Annotated in this window: 23 protein-coding genes, 1 tRNA gene and 1 pseudogene; 9 read left to right on the top strand and 16 right to left on the bottom strand. The window is 49.3% G+C overall.

Annotated features, from left to right (window positions below; translation table 11 throughout):
* Nucleotides 1-52 precede the first annotated feature (52 nt).
* Nucleotides 53-259, top strand: a complete 207-nt coding sequence (locus C7N83_RS05655) for a DNA adenine methylase (RefSeq protein WP_245911141.1) — start codon at nt 53-55, stop codon at nt 257-259.
* Between the two features lie 525 nt (nt 260-784).
* On the opposite strand, the gene moaA is transcribed toward C7N83_RS05655, so the two are convergent.
* The 4 genes from moaA to C7N83_RS05635 form a co-directional block, all read right to left on the bottom strand.
* Nucleotides 785-1,759 (bottom strand): GTP 3',8-cyclase MoaA, encoded by a 975-nt coding sequence (gene moaA, locus C7N83_RS05650; RefSeq protein ID WP_106741238.1) that lies wholly within the window; start codon nt 1,757-1,759, stop codon nt 785-787.
* A 134-nt stretch (nt 1,760-1,893) separates the two neighbouring features.
* Complete coding sequence (locus C7N83_RS05645; protein ID WP_106741236.1) at nt 1,894-2,220, bottom strand: rhodanese-like domain-containing protein; 327 nt, start codon at nt 2,218-2,220, stop codon at nt 1,894-1,896.
* Between the two features lie 134 nt (nt 2,221-2,354).
* The gene (locus C7N83_RS05640) at nt 2,355-3,011 is read right to left on the bottom strand and encodes a protein-L-isoaspartate O-methyltransferase family protein (RefSeq protein WP_106741234.1); all 657 of its coding nucleotides are present in this window, start codon (nt 3,009-3,011) and stop codon (nt 2,355-2,357) included.
* Nucleotides 3,012-3,271: 260 nt separating this feature from the next.
* Nucleotides 3,272-3,763, bottom strand: coding sequence for a GAF domain-containing protein (locus C7N83_RS05635; RefSeq protein WP_106741232.1), 492 nt, complete (start codon nt 3,761-3,763; stop codon nt 3,272-3,274).
* A gap of 349 nt (nt 3,764-4,112) precedes the next feature.
* Here C7N83_RS05635 and tpiA point away from each other — a divergent pair, with 349 nt between their 5' ends.
* The 3 genes from tpiA to C7N83_RS05620 all read left to right on the top strand — a co-directional run bounded on the left by tpiA (nt 4,113) and on the right by C7N83_RS05620 (nt 5,366).
* Nucleotides 4,113-4,886, top strand: coding sequence for a triose-phosphate isomerase (gene tpiA / locus C7N83_RS05630; protein WP_106741230.1), 774 nt, complete (start codon nt 4,113-4,115; stop codon nt 4,884-4,886).
* A 6-nt stretch (nt 4,887-4,892) separates the two neighbouring features.
* Nucleotides 4,893-5,267: a preprotein translocase subunit SecG gene (secG, locus tag C7N83_RS05625; protein WP_106741228.1), complete on the top strand. Its 375-nt coding sequence runs from the start codon at nt 4,893-4,895 to the stop codon at nt 5,265-5,267.
* Nucleotides 5,268-5,280: 13 nt separating this feature from the next.
* Nucleotides 5,281-5,366: transfer RNA gene (locus C7N83_RS05620), tRNA-Leu, on the top strand.
* 139 nt (nt 5,367-5,505) lie between these two features.
* Here C7N83_RS05620 and C7N83_RS05615 read toward each other — a convergent pair.
* Entirely contained in the window at nt 5,506-6,321 is an 816-nt protein-coding gene (locus tag C7N83_RS05615; protein ID WP_106741227.1) for a DNA ligase, read from the bottom strand.
* 99 nt (nt 6,322-6,420) lie between these two features.
* On the opposite strand from C7N83_RS05615, the gene C7N83_RS05610 reads away from it, so the two are divergent.
* Both C7N83_RS05610 and C7N83_RS05605 read left to right on the top strand, forming a co-directional pair.
* Nucleotides 6,421-7,053: an MBL fold metallo-hydrolase gene (locus C7N83_RS05610; RefSeq protein ID WP_106741225.1), complete on the top strand. Its 633-nt coding sequence runs from the start codon at nt 6,421-6,423 to the stop codon at nt 7,051-7,053.
* Nucleotides 7,054-7,227: 174 nt separating this feature from the next.
* Nucleotides 7,228-8,418 (top strand): OmpA family protein, encoded by a 1,191-nt coding sequence (locus tag C7N83_RS05605; protein ID WP_106741223.1) that lies wholly within the window; start codon nt 7,228-7,230, stop codon nt 8,416-8,418.
* A gap of 746 nt (nt 8,419-9,164) precedes the next feature.
* On the opposite strand, the gene C7N83_RS05600 is transcribed toward C7N83_RS05605, so the two are convergent.
* From C7N83_RS05600 to C7N83_RS05565, 9 genes and pseudogenes are all read right to left on the bottom strand, one after another.
* Nucleotides 9,165-9,503 carry a PepSY domain-containing protein gene (locus C7N83_RS05600; protein WP_106741222.1) on the bottom strand — a complete coding sequence of 113 codons (339 nt, stop codon included), beginning with the start codon at nt 9,501-9,503 and terminating at the stop codon, nt 9,165-9,167.
* A gap of 218 nt (nt 9,504-9,721) precedes the next feature.
* The gene (gene ileS, locus C7N83_RS05595; protein ID WP_106741220.1) at nt 9,722-12,508 is read right to left on the bottom strand and encodes an isoleucine--tRNA ligase; all 2,787 of its coding nucleotides are present in this window, start codon (nt 12,506-12,508) and stop codon (nt 9,722-9,724) included.
* Between the two features lie 769 nt (nt 12,509-13,277).
* The gene (gene ribF, locus C7N83_RS05590; protein WP_106741219.1) at nt 13,278-14,204 is read right to left on the bottom strand and encodes a bifunctional riboflavin kinase/FAD synthetase; all 927 of its coding nucleotides are present in this window, start codon (nt 14,202-14,204) and stop codon (nt 13,278-13,280) included.
* Between the two features lie 721 nt (nt 14,205-14,925).
* Nucleotides 14,926-15,063, bottom strand: coding sequence for a hypothetical protein (locus C7N83_RS14660; protein WP_170064821.1), 138 nt, complete (start codon nt 15,061-15,063; stop codon nt 14,926-14,928).
* A gap of 39 nt (nt 15,064-15,102) precedes the next feature.
* The gene (locus C7N83_RS05580; protein WP_170064820.1) at nt 15,103-15,399 is read right to left on the bottom strand and encodes a TraB/GumN family protein; all 297 of its coding nucleotides are present in this window, start codon (nt 15,397-15,399) and stop codon (nt 15,103-15,105) included.
* A 212-nt stretch (nt 15,400-15,611) separates the two neighbouring features.
* Nucleotides 15,612-15,776, bottom strand: coding sequence for a hypothetical protein (locus C7N83_RS14655; protein WP_211296590.1), 165 nt, complete (start codon nt 15,774-15,776; stop codon nt 15,612-15,614).
* Nucleotides 15,777-15,783: 7 nt separating this feature from the next.
* Nucleotides 15,784-16,002, bottom strand: coding sequence for a TraB/GumN family protein (locus C7N83_RS14210; RefSeq protein WP_146135100.1), 219 nt, complete (start codon nt 16,000-16,002; stop codon nt 15,784-15,786).
* 203 nt (nt 16,003-16,205) lie between these two features.
* Nucleotides 16,206-16,487, bottom strand: a pseudogene (locus C7N83_RS05570) (transposase); the annotation flags it as partial.
* Nucleotides 16,488-16,543: 56 nt separating this feature from the next.
* Complete coding sequence (locus tag C7N83_RS05565) at nt 16,544-16,942, bottom strand: hypothetical protein (protein WP_106741212.1); 399 nt, start codon at nt 16,940-16,942, stop codon at nt 16,544-16,546.
* A 144-nt stretch (nt 16,943-17,086) separates the two neighbouring features.
* On the opposite strand from C7N83_RS05565, the gene C7N83_RS14650 reads away from it, so the two are divergent.
* The 3 genes from C7N83_RS14650 (at nt 17,087) to C7N83_RS05560 (ending at nt 18,605) form a co-directional block, all read left to right on the top strand.
* The gene (locus tag C7N83_RS14650) at nt 17,087-17,242 is read left to right on the top strand and encodes a hypothetical protein (RefSeq protein ID WP_170064819.1); all 156 of its coding nucleotides are present in this window, start codon (nt 17,087-17,089) and stop codon (nt 17,240-17,242) included.
* A 277-nt stretch (nt 17,243-17,519) separates the two neighbouring features.
* The gene (locus C7N83_RS14645) at nt 17,520-17,675 is read left to right on the top strand and encodes a hypothetical protein (RefSeq protein ID WP_170064818.1); all 156 of its coding nucleotides are present in this window, start codon (nt 17,520-17,522) and stop codon (nt 17,673-17,675) included.
* A gap of 249 nt (nt 17,676-17,924) precedes the next feature.
* Nucleotides 17,925-18,605, top strand: coding sequence for a YiaD family glycine zipper/OmpA-like lipoprotein (locus tag C7N83_RS05560; RefSeq protein ID WP_106741210.1), 681 nt, complete (start codon nt 17,925-17,927; stop codon nt 18,603-18,605).
* Nucleotides 18,606-18,676: 71 nt separating this feature from the next.
* On the opposite strand, the gene C7N83_RS16585 is transcribed toward C7N83_RS05560, so the two are convergent.
* Together C7N83_RS16585 and C7N83_RS15840 are read right to left on the bottom strand one after the other, a co-directional pair.
* The gene (locus tag C7N83_RS16585) at nt 18,677-18,805 is read right to left on the bottom strand and encodes a hypothetical protein (RefSeq protein WP_281256742.1); all 129 of its coding nucleotides are present in this window, start codon (nt 18,803-18,805) and stop codon (nt 18,677-18,679) included.
* 149 nt (nt 18,806-18,954) lie between these two features.
* The gene (locus tag C7N83_RS15840; protein ID WP_245911140.1) at nt 18,955-19,254 is read right to left on the bottom strand and encodes a hypothetical protein; all 300 of its coding nucleotides are present in this window, start codon (nt 19,252-19,254) and stop codon (nt 18,955-18,957) included.
* Nucleotides 19,255-20,062 lie beyond the last annotated feature (808 nt).

The following is a 20,062-nucleotide window of genomic DNA, read 5'->3' as shown; positions in this document are numbered from 1 at the left end:
GCTGATCCGCTTTTATCAATCTATTGCAGATGGTGAAATTACTGCAAAGAAGGTGTGCGAATATTTAAGCCGCGAAGGCGGGTTATTTTTGGGAAAAGGTGAAGCGCATTATTACACTATCTGGAAACGGTTTAATCAAGATGCTGAACCTTTGGATTTTTTGTTTTTCAACCGTGCCGGTTTTAATGGCATGATTCGCTTTAATAAAAAAGGTGAATTTAGTATTCCGTTTTGCTGTAAACTTAACCGGTTTGCTTAGGTTTGTGTTACTAGAATTGTGAATCAAGTGGATAGTGTTGCCCAAATTTTAGCAATAAAATCATTTCGTTTTGCCTGTCAAAGTTTTGAACAAACCATACAGTCCGCACAACCTGGCGATTTTATCTACTGTGATTTGATATATGTTGGTCGTCATGCTGATATTTCAACATCTGGACAGAAGTTGAAGAACATCGGTTATACAATTTACTGAAGCAGGCACCAGCGCAATTTGTATTATCAATTTGGCATCATAATGATTACCGCCAAAATGATTACATTGATGCTTTATGGAATCAGTTTTACATATCTAACCACGAACATTTTTATCATGTTGGTGCACCAGAAAAAAATCGTAATCCAATGATAGAAGCTATTGTCAGTAATTTTATAGTTGCAGATATAGCTCCATCTGTTGAATCAAAACAATTGGTATTACTTGTAAGAAAAATGCCGGCTGAAAAATATTTTTCAGCCGGCATTTAGGCATTTACTATTCCAAATCCATTAAAAAAACAACCTGCCACTACCCACCCGTCAATGCCATGACCCGAATAATCTTCTTCGGATTTTCGACAAACTCGTGTTTTTCCGGCTTCATGGCAATCGCATCGTGAATGGCTTGGTCAAGTTCGGCATCAGTGCAGTTGTCGCGTAACAGGTCACGCAGTGGGGCTTTGTCTTCTTGGCCGAGGCAGAGATGAATGTTACCGGTGGCGGATAGGCGCACGCGGTTGCAGGTGGCGCAGAAGTGTTGGCTCATCGGGGTAATCAGGCCGAGGGTGAAGCCGTTGTTTTTGCTTTGCCAGTAGCGGGCAGGGCCGCCGCCGATTTTGCCTGCAAACGGGATTAAGTTGAATTTTTGGCGCAAGTCTTCCAGCACGGGTTGTAGGCTGACTTTGGCGTGTGCTTGGCCGGTGGTACCCATGGGCATGGCTTCGATGAGATTGAGAATAAAGCCGTGTTCCATGCAGAAGGCGACCATTTCGTCCAAGTCCATGTCGTTTACGCCTTTAAGCGGCACCATGTTGATTTTGATGCGCTCAAAACCAACTTCTTTGGCGGTTTTGATACCGTCAAGTACTTGCGGCAGGCAGTCGCTGCCGGTGATGTTGGTCACGCAGTCGCGGCGCAGGCTGTCGAGGCTGATATTCAAGCGGCGCACACCGGCTTGGCGTAGGGCATGGGCGTGTTTTTCGAGTTGGGTGCCGTTGGTGGTGAGCGAAATATCTTCGACGCCGGGTTGGCGGTTGATTTCGGCGGCCAAATCGGCTAAACCGTTGCGCAACAAGGGTTCGCCGCCGGTTAGGCGGAAGCGTTTGGTGCCGAGGCGGGCGAACGCGGCGGCCACGCGGCCGAGTTCTTCAATGGTCAGCCATTCTTTTGGAATGGAGAATCCTTTGAATCCTTTGGGCAGACAATATGTGCAGCGCAGGTCGCAGCGGTCGGTCACGGATATCCGTAAGTAGTCGATGGTACGGCCGAATGGGTCGGTCAGCATGATGTATTTCTAGTTATTCCGGTTTAGTTATTTGGTCGTGTTTTGATAAAAATTTATCTTTAAAATTATAGGCTTAATTTTATCGTGTGTTTGGCGGAATGGCAAAACAAAATAACCTTTTATGCTTTAGGTTTTTAATAACGGGCAACATTTGCATCTATTTGCAGCGCCCATTCGTCTATACCGCCTTGCAGATTATACAACGGCTCAAAGCCCATGTCGGCCAGATAAAGTGCGGTGTGCAGGCTGCGGATGCCGTGGTGGCAATACACTACAATCGGCAGGCCGTCGTCGGGCAATTCGTTGTGACGCAGCGGAATCAGGTTCATCGGAATATGGATGGCATCAGGCAGGACGCAGATGTCGACTTCTTCATCGGTGCGCACGTCGAGCAGATGAAACGTACGGCCTTCGTCCTGCCATTGTTTGAGTTCAATCACGGAAAGTTGTGGAATTGTCATTATCTGGCCTTTATTGAATGAAAAGTAAAACAGGCCGTCTGAAAGGAAATGTTTCAGACGGCCTTTCTTTGAGCGTGGCCGAAAAATGGTTATTCGGCAGCCTTTCAACTTAATATATTATATAGTGGCAATCTTTAAAAACCAAAGTCGCCGAAAGGTTGGTTGGTTTTGTCGTTGAGATGCGCGATTAAGGTGTCGAACAACACGCTTTGGCTGAATTCATTGCCGTTACGGGTGACGAGCAGGGCGCGTTGCACCGGTTTGTCGCCAACCACTACTACCATGCGGCCACCGTCTTTCAATTGTGCTTTTAAGGTTTCAGGTACATCATACACACTGCCGCCGACATAAATCGCGTCAAAAGGCGCACCTTCGGTGTGTTCGGCCAAGCCGTCGTTTTGCGTGTAATTAATGTTTTGGTAGCCTAAACTGCCCAACACGGATTTAGCGCGGTTTTGCTGCTCGGTATCGGGGTCGTCTGAAACCACTTCGGCTGCCAGCTCCGCCAGCAATGCGGTGGCATAGCCCGAGCCTGTACCGATTTCCAATACTTTGTCTTGTTTGCTTAATTTCAAACTCTGAGCCAAACGTGCCACGACTTTCGGTTCCAGCATTTTATGGCCGTTGGGCAGCGGCAGCTCGGTGTCGGAATAAGCCAAACCTTGCTGTGTTTCGGCGACGAAACGTTCGCGCGGAATCACCATCAAGGCATCGAGCACATTAAAATCCAACACGTCCCAAGGACGGATTTGTTGTTCGAGCATATTGAAACGCGCTTTGTCAAAGTCCATGATTGTGCTCCGTGACGGGTGTATCAGGCAAGAAATTTTATTAGGGTATGTTGTTCTAAATTTCATCATGTGGCATCTTTTCGGCATAAAAACACGCCTATTGTGTTGGAAGTGTGCGCAAGGTGTTTAAGCTTGCTGTGCCTTTCGTCCGGTATACGCGCTTTTCTGCCCGAAAATGTGCGACGCAGACGGAATGAGCCCATACCCTAAAAAACATTATTATAGAATCGAACCGGCTGTCTTGTCATATTTCAGACGGCCTATTTCATCGCATGTCGGCTGAGAATGCGCGCCAATTCGTTTAAATGGCAGGTATCGGTTTCATCAAACTGTGCCAGCTTGTCGCCATCGATATCCAACACGCCATAACAGTGGCCGTCTGCATCAAACAGCGGTACCACAATTTCCGATTGAGATAAGGATGAACAAGAGATATGGCCGGGATGTTGGCTGACATCTCCTACCACAATGGTTTCGCCGCGCGCCCAAGCCTGACCGCACACGCCGCGCCCATAAGGAATCCGCGTGCAGGCCAACGGGCCTTGGAATGGCGCCAGCACCAATTCTTGCGTATCCGCTTCAACCAAATAAAAACCCACCCAAAACCAGCCAAACGCTTCCTTCAACATCGCGGCGGTATTGGCCAAATTCGCAATCAGACGGGGTTCTCCACGAATTACGTGCTCAATCTGGGGCAACAATTCTTGATAACGTGCGGCTTTGTTTTTATTGGAAAGATGAAGCGAATGCATGATAAAAGGCCGTCTGAACAATAAAAACGGATTATAAACCAATTGTGTATCGGTTGGTAAACGGTTCGAAACCTTTGCACAATCCTATTATTGGCGTCTTTCTTTGCAACGCGTTCCTTGAATGTCCGGCTTTCAATGATGTGTCTGCACGTTCTGCGTTTACTTCGCTTCAAGCCATACTTGAATCCTGAAATTAGCAAAGGTCGCAGGCCGCCTGAAAACATTGTTTCAGACAGCCTGCATATCCAGATGAAATTCCTGCCGTTCCAATATATGAAAGATTGCTAATCATGTTGATATGAACTACACTCCGCTAAAGTTGATTTAATCTTACGGAGGAGCAAGCAACATGCAACACGAAATCGGTATGTGGGAGCAAAAATGGGTTATCGGAAACTGGAAAATGAACGGCCGCCTGCAAAACAACAACGCACTCATGCACCGTTTCCGCATTATGCCGACCAGCGAGCGCGTATTAATCGGCTTGGCCGCGCCGACCGTATATTTGTTGCAGCTGCACAACGCTATGCAGATTGTCTTGAACAACCGTATTTTGACCTGTGCCCAAGACGTCAGCCGCTTTCCCAATAACGGGGCCTACACCGGAGAAGTGTCCGCTGAAATGCTTGCCGACATCGGTACCGACATCGTCTTAATCGGCCACTCCGAGCGCAGCCTGTATTTCGGTGAAAAAAACGAAATCCAACGCCGAAAAATGGAAAACGTGTTAAACGTCGGCCTGATTCCATTGTTGTGTGTCGGCGAAAGCTTGGAAGAACGTGAAGCCGGGCAGGAGCAGCAAGTCATCGCCCACCAATTGTCAGTATTGCAGGGGCTTGATACCAAAAACATCGCTGTTGCCTATGAGCCGGTTTGGGCGATCGGCACCGGCAAAGTCGCCACCGTCCGACAAATTGCCGACATGCATGCGTTTATCCATAAACAAATCTTGTCTTTGTGCGGTGATAGTGTTAGAATCCGCATTCTTTACGGCGGAAGCGTAAAAGCTGAGAATGCAGCAGATATTTTCGCCGTGCCACATGTAGACGGCGCATTAGTCGGCGGTGCTTCCTTGTCTTATGACTCGTTTGCCGCCATCATTGACGCCGCGCAAGCATCGTAGAGAATTATGGAAGCCTTTAAAACCGTTATTTGGATTGTGAACATCATTTCCGCATTGTCCGTGATTGTGTTGGTATTGCTCCAACACGGCAAAGGTGCGGATGCCGGCGCGACCTTCGGCTCCGGCAGCGGTAGTGCGCAAGGCGTATTCGGTTCTGGCGGGAATGCCAACTTCTTAAGCCGCTCGACTGCCATCGCAGCTACCGTATTTTTCGCAACCTGTATGGCGATGGTATATATCCATTCCAACACTACGCGCCACGGTTTAGATTTCAGTACCGTGCGGCAGAGCCAACCTGCTCAAACGCAAACAGTACCTGCGCCTGCCCACACAAATACCACGCCTGCTGCGCCAAATCCGGCCTCATCCCCGCAGCAGTAATCAAAAGTTACCGGCCGACATGGTGGAATTGGTAGACACGCTATCTTGAGGGGGTAGTGATCCTAGATCGTTCGAGTTCAAGTCTCGATGTCGGCACCATCATATTTAAGAAACCGTCTGTTGTCAGGCGGTTTTTTCTGTTTGAGGTAATCGGAATGGAGGTTGATAAAGATAAAAGGCCGTCTGAATCCCCTTATTTTGGCGAACAAAATATAATCTTTCAAATGACCTTTGTAATTTATTTTAGATTATCACTGCGAATCCGCACAAAGGTCGCAAATCGTGGTGTGCCTTTTTGGGTGAGGCCGTGATAGCGGTAAGTGACGGTTGCGCCTATAGGTGGCGGGTTGTCGCGTTCTGCATCCTTGAATCCGCTGCCGATGCGGAATTCGCCGTATCGGTTGCGGCAGCCGATGGCGCCGAGCCGGCCTTGGTTTTTTCCTTTACCCTCGTAATGGCGGGTGACGATGCATTCTGTGTCATGTTGGCTTTTAAGCTTTAAGAGTTGGCTGCTGCGTCCGCCAGTATAACTTTGTTCAGGATTGCGCAGCATGATGCCTTCTCCACCTTGGGCTTCAATATGTTTGAGAAAATCTTGAGCATGCTGGGTGTTTTGCACGTGAATCTGTTCAATCACGATGATGGGTGCGGAAGGGTGAAGTTTTAGCCATTGTTCGGCGACATCAAGGCGCTGATAGAGATTGCCGCTGGCTTTGGGCACGTCAAAAACATGCAGTTTGATGTTCTGCCAATCGCTTGAAGCAGAGCGGACGGCAGAGGAAATTTGTTCGAATTGGCCGCGTGCGCTGAAAAGCTCGCCATCCAGCGGGTAAGGTGGAAAGTGACGGATGTAATCAGTAGGGGGCGTAAACGCATGGCCTTGGCGGCTGATGAGTTGTCGGCCGTTCCAATAGGCGCGCACCCCGTCGAGTTTTTCGCTCATCGCCCAGCCTTGAATGTCCTGATTTTTGTATTCTTGTGCCAGCAGTAAGTCGGCAGCCAACAGTCTGCTTGAGATGAAAAGCGTGGCGAAAATCGGTATGATAAGTCTCATGGCTTTAGTTTTCTTTTAAATAATTTTTTAAAAAACTATATTGTATTACATTAAAAGGCCGTCTGAAAATATGTATGATGGTTTAAAAGGAATCAAATCATGGCTTTACAGATTCAGATTGTTGCAGTGACGCCGTTTCGGCAGAATTGCTCGTTGTTGTGGGACGATGAAACCCATGAGGCGGTATTGACGGATGTAGGTGGTGATGTGCCGCTTTTGTTGCGGCAGGTTGCGTATAAAAATTTGAAGGTTAAAGAAATTTGGCTTACGCACGGGCATTTGGATCATGCGGGTGGGGTAGATGAATGGGTGAAACAAAGCCCCGTACCGGTTATCGGGCCGCACAAGGAAGATGCGTTCCTGCTGCAATCCTTGCCGCAAACCACGGCGCAATTCGGTTTTCCCGTGTCGCCTGCCGTTGCACCGACCCGATGGCTGGGCGAGGGGCAAACGCTGAATGTCGGCCGATATGAATTTACCGTGTTGCATATTCCGGGGCATACGCCTGGACATGTGGTATTTTATTGCGCTTCGGAAAATCTTCTGATTGCGGGCGATGTCTTGTTTTACGAGGCAATCGGCCGCACAGACTTCCCGAGAGGTAATCATGAAGATTTAATCAATAATATCCGAAGCAAGCTTCTGGTATTGCCGCCGGAGACTCAAGTTGTGCCCGGGCATGGTAGATTGACGACCATTTCACATGAAAAACAACATAATCCGTTTTTATAATTTCAACTTTAGTATGTTTTATGATGTACTCTGTTTTAGTATGTTTTATGATGTACTCTGTAAAAACTCATTAATTTAATGAAATCATCTGTTGCAATTAATAATACCTCATGTAGTATGGTTATTGATTCGTAAGTATGCGGAGTTTCTACAACAAAACATAAGGAAATGGATATGTCTTTAGATTTGGATAACTTGTTGCAAAGCCAGGTAGGCAATGTGTTGGGTCAATTTTTAACGGCAAATGGTGAGTCTGCTGAAAACAGCACGCAAGCGGCCGGTTTGGCTGTGCCGGCGATTATTGCCGGTTTGGTAAAATATGTAAGTGGTAATGCGGCCAATGCTTCAAGCCTGTTGGATTTGATTACCGGTGCCGGCGGTGCGCATTTGAATACTGCGGTTGCTGATGTCACAAGCGGTAACGGTGCGGGCAGTCTGATTGATTTGGGCAAACAATTATTGCCTAATCTGTTGGGTGGTAACGCGCCGGATATTGCCGACCAAATTGCGGTAGAAAGCGGTATTTCTAAAGCATCTTCAGGTTCTTTGTTGGCATTGGCGCTGCCTCTGGTGTTGTCGGTATTGCGCGGTAAAGCACAAAGCGAAAGCTTGAGCAGCGGCCAATTGCTGGGTTTGTTGGGGCAACAGCAAGGCTGGTTGGCACGCGTATTGGGTCCGAGCATGTTGTCGGCATTGGGTATCGGTAGCTTGAGCGGTTTGTTCGGCAGCTTAACCAATGTGATCAGCGGTTTGGGTGCGGCAGCAACGGCTTCTACAGTGAAGGCATCTATGGCAACTCCTGTTGCTGCAAAAAAATGCGGCGCAGGTAAGTGGATTGTATTAGGCTTGGCGGCCTTGGCAGCATTGTTTGCCTTCAAGAGCTGCGGCAACAAACAAGAACCTGCTCCGGCTCCTTCACCGGTTGAAGCTTCTGCGCCGATACCAGCATCTGAAATGACTGCGCTTACCGTTTCTGAAGCAACACCTGCTATGGCTTCGGCAACCGATTCTATGGTTCAGGTGGCTGATTCGGCAGTTCGCGTGTTGGTTGAAGACGGTGTGGCCAAATTCTACTTTGCTACCGGCAAAAACGACATTGCCGAAGGTGCCGATGTCATTGTTGCCGACGTGATTACCGCCGGTAAAGAAGGCAAAAAACTGGTGATTAGCGGTTTTGCTGACAGTACAGGTAATGCGGCTGCCAATGAAGAGTTGTCTAAACAGCGCGCCCAAGCTGTTCAAGCTTTCTTTGAGGCGCAAGGTGTGGACGCGGCCAATATTGAGTTGCGTAAACCTGAAAATACCACCGGTGCAGTCGGTAATGAGCAAGAAGGCCGACGTGTTGAAGTGAAAGTGGAAGGTTAACTGTAAGCCATGATTTAATGGATTTGAAGATAAAGCCGTCTGAAACGTAAACCGCTTCAGACGGCCTTTTGTTGTTATAAAACAGCGTACAGATTAATGATTGCATGAAAATTGCATATAATATTTAAGCAGAAGCAGGTATTTTTCAATAAATCCCGGATTCACCTACACACTGCCGCAGGGCTTGGGGGATGGGTATGCCGGGTAAGGTTTTCCGCCGTTGGCTTTGTTTTCCCTGATGGAGCGGTAAACGGTTTCGTGGTGCGGGCCGGTTGGGTGGTGTTTTGCCAAATGGCTGCAAACCTGCCTGGGGTCTTCGGGTAAGTATAGTCGGTTAAAATTAAACCAATACTGCGCGTTGGCACGGCTTGCCGTCTTGATTCGATTTTAATCGGCTATAAATCATCGGCGGCAGCGGTGGCCTGCCGGTCGTTTTGCGGGCATTTTGCTTTTTCTTTCCGGCTTCATGCTGTGCCGGGCGTACAAGCCGCTGTATTTGCCGTTCATGCCGTATCTGTCCGATTCACGCTTGACGGTGGTGGGGGTACTGCTGCTTTTGGACGGCTTGCGGTATTCCGGGCAAATGCCGTATTTTTGTTCCCGGGTCAGGTGTGCGTAGCGGATGGCAGTCTTTCTTGTCGGGAAGCGGTCTGTATGCCGAATACCGGCCTGTTCTTTTGGAAAGTTGTTGCACTTGCGATGGGAATCGAAGGCCGTCTGATAAATACAAACACATAATAAAGCGCTTAATCGTCAATTTCGTGTCGGATAACGCGGCCGTTGAGGGCATCAATAACAATCTCGTGTTCGATGCTTTCATCGCCGTATCTTTCTTCCACTTCAACCTCATAACGCGCGCCATGTTTGTCGTCATATTTAAAGTTGATATCCTCCACATGTCCGCCGCCGGCAACCCATAAGGCAATTTCGGCAGCGTGCTCATAGCTGATATAGCGGTCGTCATCCTCGCGGTAATGGTGGTCATCACGATCATAACGCCAATGCGGATAAGCATCGGCCGCCGCCAGCGCGGGGCTTAGCAAAACGGCTAATACGTTAATTTTTAAGCAATGTTTGAGAGTCATGTAAGATTCCTGGTGATGGTTACCTGTAATTCGGTAGTGTGGATTATAAAGCTGGCCGCTTACGCTGAGTTTGGCGGAAATTTACCGCTTATTTAACCATTGCGCACCGCAAACCGCTCCTTAAAAAGCGCTTTTAGCTAAAAATATCAATCGGCAAGCGCTAAATATTTTCAGACAGCCTTTGGTTTGATTGCAAAGTAGATAATGTGTTGGCAAGGTTAAGCGTAATAACGCGCTTCGCCTTTGCCGTCGACATTATCTGCACAACGTTTACACACGGTGGTATGGCCTGCTGCGCTGCCGACGTCATCGGTGTAGTGCCAGCAGCGTTCGCATTTTTTGCCGTTGCTGGCTTGGGCGGTCACGCTCAATTCATCGGCTTTGTGCACCTTGGCTTGGGAAACCAGCAGGGCAAAACGCAACTCTTCGCCCAAGGCTTTCAGATAGCCTGCCAAGGCTTCAGGTGCATGGATATCGACTTCGGCCTGCAGGGATGAGCCGATGGTTTTGTCGGTACGCAGCGGCTCAATCGCGGCGGTTACGGCTTCGCGCACTTCGCGCACGGCTGCCCATTTCTTCACGATTTCGGCTTCGGCTTTTTCGTTAATCGGCGGGAATTCGTGCCAAGTGTGGAACAACACGCTGTCTTCTTCGCCGCCGCCGATGATGTCCCACGCTTCTTCGCCGGTGAAACACAATACAGGTGCAATCAGCAGCACCAAGCTGCGGGTGATGTGGTAAAGCGCGGTTTGCGCGCTGCGGCGGGCGTGGCTGTCGGCTTGGGTGGTATAGAGACGGTCTTTCAAAATATCCAAGTAAAATGCCCCCAAATCTTCCGAGCAGAACGACACGATGTCTTTCACGGCAAAGTGGAAGGCATAGCGCGGGTAGTAATCTCCGGCCACCCGCTCTTGCAGTTGGCGTGCCAAAATCAGTGCGTAGCGGTCAAGCTCTACCATTTGGTCTTGCGGCACGGTGTGTTCAAGCGGGTTGAAATCCGACAAGTTGGCAAATAGGAAGCTTAAAGTGTTGCGGATACGGCGGTAGCTTTCGGTGACGCGCTTGAGGATTTCTTTGGAAATCGCCAGTTCGCCCGAATAGTCGGTCGAGGCTGCCCACAGACGCAGAATATCGGCGCCGAATTCGTTGTATACTTCTTGCGGCGCAACTACGTTGCCGATGGATTTCGACATTTTGCGGCCGTTTTGATCGACGACGAAACCGTGGGTCAGCAGTTGTTTGTAAGGTGCGCGCCCCATTGCGGCGCAGCCGGTCAGCATAGATGATTGGAACCAGCCGCGGTGCTGGTCGCTGCCTTCCAGGTACAAATCGGCCGGCCAAGTCAGCTCTTCGCGTTGTTTCAATACGGAAAAGTGGGTCGAGCCCGAGTCGAACCATACGTCCATGGTGTCGGTCAGTTTGTCGTAGTTTTCGCAATCTTCCGCGCTCAGCAATTCGCTTTTATCCAGTGAGAACCAGGCTTCAATGCCTTTTTTTTCAATTCGTTGCGCCACTCGCTCCAGCAACTCGGCAGAATCCGGATGCGGCTCGCCGCTTTCTTTGTGTACAAAGAAGGTCATCGGCGTACCCCAGTAGCGTTGGCGTGAAACCACCCAGTCCGGACGGCCTTCAATCATCGCCTGCAAACGCGCACGACCCCATGATGGGAAGAATTCGGTATCATCCACCGCTTTCATCGCATTGCCGCGCAAGGTTTTGCCGTCTGCGCCTGGTTTGTCCATACCGATAAACCATTGGCCGGTGGCGCGGTAAATCAGCGGCGTTTTATGGCGCCAGCAGTGGGCGTAGCTGTGTTCCAGCTTGGTGTTGCATAATAAGCGGTTATTTTCCTGCAGCCATTCGATAATCACGGGATTGGCTTCCCACACGGTCAAACCGGCTACGCGCGGCACTTCGTTGATGTAGCGGCCTTCGCTGTTAATTGGATTGTAAAGTCCGATGCCGTATTGGTTGCAGACGGTGTAGTCTTCCAAGCCGTGGGCAGGGGCGGTATGCACCAAGCCGGTACCGGCATCGGTGGTAACGTGGCCGCCGTTGAGCATCAGGATATTGCGCTCGATAAACGGATGATGCAAATGCAGGTTTTCCAAATGTGCGCCGGTGGTTTCAGCCACTACGGTCATGCCGTCTGAAAGGCCGTAGCGTTTCAGCGCGTCTTCGGCCAAATCTTTGGCTAAAACCAAATGGCCTTTATCCGTAGCAATCAGTTGGTACGCCACTTCAGCGCCGGCAGAAATCGCCTGGCTGGCCGGCAGCGTCCACGGCGTGGTCGTCCAAATCACGGCAAAGGCTTCGCCATCAATGCTGTTTACGCCGAAGGCTTTGGCTAAAGCGGCGTTGTCTTTGAAGAGATAAGCCACATCGATGGCAGGGGAAACTTTGTCTTTATATTCCACTTCGGCTTCGGCCAGCGATGAGCCGCAATCCAAGCAGAATTGCACCGGTTTGGCACCGCGATACAGATAACCGGCTTTGTAGATTTCGCCCAAAGTGCGCACGGTGTCGGCTTCGGTTTGGAAATCCATGGTCAGGTAAGGGTTGTCCCAATCGCCCAACACGCCCAGGCGGATGAAATCTTTTTTCTGACGGGCGATTTGTTCGGCTGCATATTCGCGGCACAATTCGCGGAAACGCGCTTTGGGCATGTCTTTACCGTGCAGCTTTTCCACCATCACTTCAATCGGCAGGCCGTGGCAGTCCCAGCCCGGCACATAAGGCGCATCAAAACCGGCTTGGGTTTTGCTGCGGATGATGATGTCTTTCAGAATTTTGTTGACGGCATGACCGATGTGGATGTCGCCGTTGGCATATGGCGGACCGTCGTGCAGGATGAATTTCGGACGGCCTTTGGTTTTGTCGCGCAGTTTTTGGTAGCGTTTTTGTTCGTACCAGCTTTTGAGCCATGCAGGTTCGCGCTTGGACAGATTGCCGCGCATTGGGAATGGGCTTTCAAGCAGGTTGATGGTTTTGCTGTAATCGGTCATGTTTGTTCCCGGATAATCAGAGGTCATGTGGTTTCAGGCGGCTTGATGCCACTTCGAATAAGCAGATACAGCGGTGGCTGCGCCTTGCCACACAGCCCGTACCGCCTTGTTTCATGCTTATTTGCAGCACTCCTTGGTTTGCAGGCCGTCTGAAAAAATCATAAAGTGTTATTGTAGCGGAATTGTATTGTTTTTATAAGGGGTTTCGCGGATTATCGGTGTGAATGGGTATGGATGGGGTGTGTTCTGTTTTTTCAGATGGCTTCTTAAGTTTCACTTGAATCAACGTTTGCGCTTCTCATAACCGCGCAGGTTCCTGTTTTTGGGTGCCGCCAAAGAAAAGCAGGCAAAAGAAAGGCAGCCGCGGTAGCGGGGCGGCAGGGGTTTCGGCAGCAGGTTCGAACACGCCGCTTACGTCGGCTGAGACAACGAACCTTTGCGCTGCCGAAATCCTGTTCTGTTAAGCGGCTCTGGCAGATAAGGTCGGTTTTTCTAGAAAATTTTTTTTGTGTGCAAGTCGAAATCTGTATGTCCGCTGCAACCTAATTCCTCTTTCCGTGTGGAGGAAGGTTAGGGAAAGGCGGATTCCGAGTTGTTCGTTTCATCAGCAAACGCCTGTTCCGTCCGGTTATGTACGGCAGCGGGTGGCAGGCAGCTCAATGGTTGGTGTCAAACATTGGCCGGAGTCTTCGATGAATACAAAAAAGCCCTCTGAAACAAGAACCTTGGATGACGGCTTCTCTTTTTTCAGACGGCCTTTTGAACATTTTCAAGGCTGCCAGTTTTTCGCCGCTACCATATCTTTCAAAATCTGTGCTTTTAAGGTTTCGATGTTGTCGAATTTTTGTTCGTCACGCAGTTTGTGTAAAAAGCGCACGTTTAGGCGTTGGCCGTATAAATTACCTTGGAAGTCAAATAAATGTACTTCCAGTTTCTGCGTTTTTTTGTCGGATACAGTAGGATTGAAGCCGAAGCTGGCGACACCGCGGCGCGTGCCGAAGCTGCCGTCTGCTTCGACCACGAATACGCCGCTTAAGGCGTAATGGTAGGGTGGCAGTTGCACGTTGGCGGTAGGGACGTTGATGGTGCGGCCGAGTTTTTTGCCGTGTTTGACTTTGCCGCTCAATACGTAATCATGCCCCAATAATTTGCGCACGTAAGCCAAACGGCCGTCTGAAAGGGCTTGGCGGACGGCGGTACTGCTGGTGCGGATGTCTTCGATGATGATGGAAGGTGTGCGTTCGGTCTGCATGCCGCTTTGGCGTTGCAGCATGTCGAAGCTGCCTTCGCGTCCGGTACCGAAACGGAAATCGTCGCCTATCAGCAGGTAGCGGGTATTGAGTTTGTTGCGCAGTAAACCGTCAATAAAGGTTTGCGCGGGCATGCCGGCGAAACTTTGGGTAAACGGCAACACCCACACGATGTCGACACATCCGGTTTGGCGCAGCAAATCCAGCTTGATGCGCAAAGGAGAAATGCGGTATGGCTGCGGTTTGCCGCGTTTTTTGGCAAAAAACTCTTTCGGTTGCGGCTCGAAAATGACGACGACGACCGGCAGGCCGAGAATGCCGGCTTGGTGCTTGAGGGTTTGCAGAATGTGTTTGTGGCCGAGATGAACGCCGTCGAAATTGCCGATGGTCACTGCCGCGCCTTGCGGACATTCGGGCGCGTGGTTTTGGCCGAGATGGATGTTCATGGTGGTGGGTGTGTGTTTGAATCAGGCGCTATTGTAAACGCAATCAGGCCGGGGATAAATGCTTCGGAACAAATATCGCGGAATCGGGTGTTGGAGGCGAAGATGTGAAACTTGGATTCGGATTAATCCGAGGAGTAAGAAAAGCCGGCGTTGTTTGCTGCCTTTGAAAGACGATACTGAAAAAGGCATCCGCCCTGCCACGCTATAATGTCAAGCCGTTTGGTGCATTCCCAAGCAGGCACGATTGCAACCGATCCTACCGAAAACAGCAACAGTCACTGTTTCAAACAAGCCAATATGAGATAAAATGTTCGGTTAAAGTCGGAAAGGCAATGAAGGAAAACCTACAGAACAGGGTGGATGCCGCCATCAACCCTGTCCCGGTGAAATGACGTGTTCCGACGCCAAACGGCTGTCTTGACGGCAAAATCGAAAACAAACCGGTCCGAGAAATTACCTGTTCGTTGCCCTTGATGATTTTTTACATGAATTGTATGTGGCTGTTTTACCTGACCGGACAGTCGAAAGTGCTGCCGAGTTCCGGCGCGAGATGGCAGATTGTCGTTCCTATCCCCATGCGTTTATTCCGACAACGTTATGGGATATCGGAGCCGTGCGGCTCATCCGTGGCGGTTGCCTGCGTGCAAACAATATCGGTCAGAAGTTTGCCGGTCTTGCCCGGCCGCAGACCGACGGTAGGGTCAAACACATTATCCGTAGCTTAATGGAACAGCAGCATGATCGTTTCCTTTTCAGGATTCGGGACACCGGCAAAAAGAGTGCTGCCGTTCGGTGATACAGTTAAGCCGCACAATGATTTGAAGGTGATGCGCTTTTGGGGTGTTGCAGGTTTTTCCACATCAGGCCGTCTGAAACGTTTCAGACGGCCTGATGTGATTTAGTGACCGTTTACTTTAACCGGATTCACTTGGTAGCCGGCTTGGCGCAGGCGCACAATCAAACCGTGTTCGCCGAATAAATGTGCGCCGCCGACGGCAATCAGGGTCGGGTTTTGCGGTAAGCTGCCAATCAGCTTCGGCAGCCATGTCTGATTGCGTTGGATGAGTAGTTTGTCGTACATCAGCTCATGCCAGAGCCTGTGGTCTTTGGGCGGCAGAAACTTCAATTGGTGTTCAGGATTGGTGATTTCCGACCAGATTTTCTTAGCGCGCTGGTGGCGGTAATCGTGTTCCAATATGATAACTTCGTTTAAAAAGCTTGGTAATGTTTTTCCAGCGCGTCAAATGCGCGGATAACGGCATGGTCGGGCAGGCAGGTAAAATAGCTGAGTTGTGCTGTGCCTTCCAACGGAATAACCGGTTTGCTGCGCTTTTTGGCGCGCTGAATCAGGAGATTGTCAATCCCGTATTCATTAAGAGTAGCCTTTGGGATTGAAGGTGCTTTGTGTCAGCAGCCAAAATGCCCACGGTCTGATTCGGGTGTCGGGTAGGGTAGTGACAGGTTTTTGGCCGGCAGATAAGACTTTTTGCAGCCGCCGGATGCGTGCAGCCCCAAACTTTCTTTCAAAGGTCGGGCATCGGCCATCATGCGCAGCGTATCGGCAGCGGTCATGCCCGATTCATCGCTTTCGACCACCAGTTGGGGTATGCGGTCGAGGGTGGCGGTAGGCAGCGGGTAGGGTGGCGTTGGGTTTGCCGACGTGTATGGTGCCGAGCAGATAGGAAACCGGCCGGCTGGGTTTGCTGATTTGATAGAGAAAAGTATCGGCGTCGGGTGTGTCTTGAGCCAATGCGGAAGCGGCAAACAACCATAAAAACAAATAGAAAAAGTAACGCATGCTTTCAGACGGCCTTTGATTTGGGAATCACAGGAAAGATAGTGTATTGGACCGTCAAATAGATTTACATTTCTTGACATTGAAACAATTCGCACCCTGATTTATTCAGGGTATTTTGTTTAATATTAAACAGATTTCTGTTTTTATTTTCTATTTATTTTTCAGTAAATTAAAAATCTGGGGTGGAATTGTTCATTAAATTTTCATTTATACCTTTCAAGTTCAAAATCTTGGCCATTGGCTAAAAGCGTAAATGCTATTACGGCCAGCTTACGCATGAGCGCGATAAGTATCAGCTTTATGGGTTTTCCTTTGGCTTTCAGACGGCTTATAAAATTGGGAAAAACATTGCAACGGTAGGCAACAAGTGCAGGCATATATAGGCTTTTTCTGATGTCGGCATTTCCTATCTTTGATATTCGGCTTTTGCCTTTTACGCTGGTTCCTGATTGGTGGTCTTTTGGGCCAAGGCCAAGATAGGCCGTCTGAAAGTATACCGGCGCTTCAGGCGGCCTTAAACAGAATCATCAACTCGGGCGGATTACCACCAGAACGGATGGTAAAACGGCCGATGCCAGCCCCAATCGTCGTAGTAGTCACGATAATAGCGGACTTCCCGTAATTTTTGTTGCGCAATATGGTTTTGCCACGCCAGTTTGTAGCAGGCCTGGAACATCGGGTCGGCGACTTTATCAACGTATTTCAAGCGGAATTCCTGCTGCTCTTTGTTGGAAAGAACGGCAGGCTGCTCGGCTTGTTCAAACTGTTTTTTCATCAAAAGCGCGGTGTCTTTGTCGCACTGGGCGGCTAAAGCCACTTGCAGGTTTTGCTCGTAACGTTTTTGAGCGGCGGCACGCGCGGCTTTTTGCCCGGGGGTGGCGGCGCAGGCGGCGATTGTGGAAATTGCGCTTAAAATCAATAAGGTGTGTATGTTTTTCATGTGATTCTCCTGATTGAGAAGATAAGGTTAATGTACGCCATTTTGTTGTGGTTTAGCAAGCAGTAATATTTGCGGCCTATGCCCAGCCAAGGTCGGGGAGCGGTGTTATGATCCTGTTGGAAAATAAACATCCGGGACTTGAAGATGTTTGAAAATAAAGATGGAGGCTGCCCATTCGAGCCGGGTTATTTTGTGGATGCAGCAAAAGCGTTTTCGGGGCAGCTACGGCTTTTCAATATAGTCGGAGACGGTTTATTTGCTGATTTTCGGATTGTCTGGCGCAACGGCATTTCAGGTTGATTTGAGTTCCAGGCAGTTTATATTGTCATCTTTGGCATTGTTTTACTGTGTTTTATCATGGGTATGCATAATGCGGTGATTACTTTGCTATCAGGTGGCTCGATTTGATTGATCATATGACAGGTTCCGCTACTGATTTGGGAATCGAATTGTCGAAGGTGATGTATGACTCGAAAAAGCATCATCCGCGATTGGATTGCCGTATCCATGCAGATAAGCCGGAAATGTTGCTGTCAGGTTTGATGGCAAACTTTGTCTTAGGCAGCATAGCGGGGCTTTGGGTTATCGGGCGGGTAGCCATCATTTTTCATTGCCTGTTGCGGTGGTGTTGTTTGTGCCGGATGCGGGTTCGGTGGGCGATGATGTGAAGGTCAGGCTGAAATTTATGCTGGCGGGCTGGCATCAAAAACATCATGCAAATGTGAAGGAATAAGGCATATTAAGGCATATAGAGAAGGGCAGTCTGTCTTAATTAGAGGGATAAGCGGTATGATGGGACAGGAAAACTGTTAGCGCATGAATAGCTTTGTAATATCGGGTTAAACGTGCTTTTAAGCATTTGAAATATTGGTTAATATAACAATATTTGTAAAATTGGCTGAACGAGAATCAAAGTCATCTACCTATTTTCAGACGGCCTTTAATTAAGACATTAAGACGCGTTTTTATCGAAAGGAAAATCATGAAATTCTTGAAACCTTTAACGCTGGCCATGGTGGCGGCTCCTTTGGCTTTGGCAGGCTGTGTGACCAATCCGACTACCGGCCAGCAGTCTGCCAGCAAAGCTGCCGTTTACGGCCTGGGCGGCGCGGCCGTGTGCGGCATCATCGGTGCTTTGACCCACGGCAGTAAAGGCGCGCGTAACTCAGCCTTGGCTTGTGGCGCGATCGGTGCAGGCGTGGGCGGCTACATGGATTACCAAGAGAAAAAACTTCGTGAGAGCTTGGCCAACACCAACGTCGAAGTAGAACGTCAAGGCAACCAAATCAAACTGGTTATGCCTGAAAATGTGACCTTCGCCACCAACAGCGCAACTTTGAACACCAGTGCGCAAAACGCTTTGGCCGCTGCGGCGCAAACCCTGGTTCAATATCCGGACACTACTTTGACGATTAACGGCCATACCGACAACACCGGTTCTGATGCCATTAATGAGCCGTTGTCACGCAACCGTGCGCAATCCGTGGCTTCTTACCTGCAATCGCGCGGTGTGGACGGTACACGCTTGACCACTGCCGGTTACGGTTCACGCCAACCAATCGCGTCTAATGGGACTGCCGAAGGCCGTGCGAAAAATCGTCGTGTTGAAGTGTTGATCAATCCTGATCAAAACGCCATCCGTGCTGCGCAACAACAAATGTAACCCTTGTTGGAAACAAACAGGCCGTCTGAAAGGATTCGGACGGCCTGTTTGTTTATGATGGAAATGAATGGTTACCAAATGCCGTTAAACGTTTGCGCAGGTTTCCAAAATGCCCATTTGGATTTTGGTGTGATCACTAATTCGCCGCCGTTTTCGCCGTCGGTAGCGATGGTGAACTGTTTCAGACGGCCTGATTGCAAAGCTTGTCACAATCTCGCAAACCAGCATGTTTTTCAGTGTTGCGAAACTTCCTGATAGGCAAACACATCACCGGTTTGCTCGGTCACGACCAAATCATCTAAGAAAATCAGGCCGTCTGAAATAGAAAGGTTTGATCTGTCCGCCAAATTCAGATAGGCATCAAAATTATCAGGAACATCGATGCACTGATGCGGATAAAATCACGCCCACGGTCTGCTGCTGGTGGGCAGTGTAGCCCTGTATATTCTGCCACAGTCACAAGCTGTTTGGAGGGAGCTTGATGGTTTTGGCGTTGTCGGTTGAGCGGGTGATTGTGCAGCCACATTTGGATTTCAGTTTGTTTGTTAAGCCATTGCAGGGCATCGCGGCCTTCTGCTTGATCGGCCGTACCGATTTGACCGCAAATATCCCATAGCGGTGCGACCTGCCAATGACTTTCAGGCGGCATGGTCACGAGCTATAAGTCAGGCCGCAGTTATGAAATTGCCAATGGTCTTCCCGATAAAATGCGCTCAATTCGCGGCAAAGCCGTTCGGCTTCTTTCGGCTTGAATATTCAAATGTTCGCCGCTGATGATGCTGACTCGGTGTATGCCCATCTGCTACTATAACGGATTGGCAAACGCGGCTGCTTGGGCCGGGCTCAATATTGAGCGTGTGTTTCGCATGTGCCAACAAGCTGTCGGCCGCAGATAGCGGCTGTAAAATTCGGATGGTTTTTATGGGATTTTCTTCAGACGGTCATAGCGCAAGATTTGGTTAAATGCGGCAAGTTCCAGTGGCGGCGGTATCTTGTCGCTGCGGTGGTTAAGCGCAAGGATGGAAAGAGTGAGTTTCATAAGGACAAGGTCAGGCGAAAAGGCTTATTTTACGCCATATTGAACTTGATTCAATGCGGGAAGAACCATATAAATGAGTGTTGGAAAAGAGTAGGTTGTGGGCAATTTATTATGCGGCACAGCTGTTGTTTTACCGAAATGAAATGATTATTTTAGATTAAGATTTTTAAATATTTTCAAGAACCGTGCGGTTTTTCCGCGTCTTTCGGTATCCTTGCGGCATCCAAAATCCCCAAAATGGTCTTCACGCAAAAAATAAAGGAGCTTAGGAATCAAACTCATAAAACTTTAGGTAAGCTTCTGATATCTATATTAAAAACAAGTACCCAAAGCCCGGTAAACTTTCTGAGCAGAAATTCCGGCAAATATTACGCCTTTCTGCCTCAGGTTTGACTGCTTCCGACACAGCCGGATTAAC

It is taken from the genome of Neisseria iguanae, assembly GCF_003013245.1.
Taxonomy (GTDB): domain Bacteria; phylum Pseudomonadota; class Gammaproteobacteria; order Burkholderiales; family Neisseriaceae; genus Neisseria; species Neisseria iguanae.
Note: the sequence above shows the minus strand (reverse complement) of the source record. Positions and strands in the feature narration are given on the sequence as shown.

Bases quoted from the DNA above. Each gene is read 5' to 3' on its own strand.
- C7N83_RS05610 (WP_106741225.1), top strand. From the start codon at position 6,421: ATGGCTTTACAGATTCAGATTGTTGCAGTGACGCCGTTTCGGCAGAAT.
- C7N83_RS05560 (WP_106741210.1), top strand. From the start codon at position 17,925: ATGAAATTCTTGAAACCTTTAACGCTGGCCATGGTGGCGGCTCCTTTG.
- ribF (WP_106741219.1), bottom strand. From the start codon at position 14,204: ATGAACATCCATCTCGGCCAAAACCACGCGCCCGAATGTCCGCAAGGC.
- moaA (WP_106741238.1), bottom strand. From the start codon at position 1,759: ATGCTGACCGACCCATTCGGCCGTACCATCGACTACTTACGGATATCC.
- secG (WP_106741228.1), top strand. From the start codon at position 4,893: ATGGAAGCCTTTAAAACCGTTATTTGGATTGTGAACATCATTTCCGCA.
- C7N83_RS15840 (WP_245911140.1), bottom strand. From the start codon at position 19,254: ATGCCGCCTGAAAGTCATTGGCAGGTCGCACCGCTATGGGATATTTGC.
- C7N83_RS05640 (WP_106741234.1), bottom strand. From the start codon at position 3,011: ATGGACTTTGACAAAGCGCGTTTCAATATGCTCGAACAACAAATCCGT.
- C7N83_RS05565 (WP_106741212.1), bottom strand. From the start codon at position 16,942: ATGAAAAACATACACACCTTATTGATTTTAAGCGCAATTTCCACAATC.
- C7N83_RS14210 (WP_146135100.1), bottom strand. From the start codon at position 16,002: ATGCGTTACTTTTTCTATTTGTTTTTATGGTTGTTTGCCGCTTCCGCA.
- C7N83_RS05635 (WP_106741232.1), bottom strand. From the start codon at position 3,763: ATGCATTCGCTTCATCTTTCCAATAAAAACAAAGCCGCACGTTATCAA.
- ileS (WP_106741220.1), bottom strand. From the start codon at position 12,508: ATGACCGATTACAGCAAAACCATCAACCTGCTTGAAAGCCCATTCCCA.
- tpiA (WP_106741230.1), top strand. From the start codon at position 4,113: ATGCAACACGAAATCGGTATGTGGGAGCAAAAATGGGTTATCGGAAAC.
- C7N83_RS05615 (WP_106741227.1), bottom strand. From the start codon at position 6,321: ATGAGACTTATCATACCGATTTTCGCCACGCTTTTCATCTCAAGCAGA.
- C7N83_RS05605 (WP_106741223.1), top strand. From the start codon at position 7,228: ATGTCTTTAGATTTGGATAACTTGTTGCAAAGCCAGGTAGGCAATGTG.
- C7N83_RS14655 (WP_211296590.1), bottom strand. From the start codon at position 15,776: ATGACCGCTGCCGATACGCTGCGCATGATGGCCGATGCCCGACCTTTG.
- C7N83_RS05600 (WP_106741222.1), bottom strand. From the start codon at position 9,503: ATGACTCTCAAACATTGCTTAAAAATTAACGTATTAGCCGTTTTGCTA.
- C7N83_RS14650 (WP_170064819.1), top strand. From the start codon at position 17,087: ATGTTTGAAAATAAAGATGGAGGCTGCCCATTCGAGCCGGGTTATTTT.
- C7N83_RS05645 (WP_106741236.1), bottom strand. From the start codon at position 2,220: ATGACAATTCCACAACTTTCCGTGATTGAACTCAAACAATGGCAGGAC.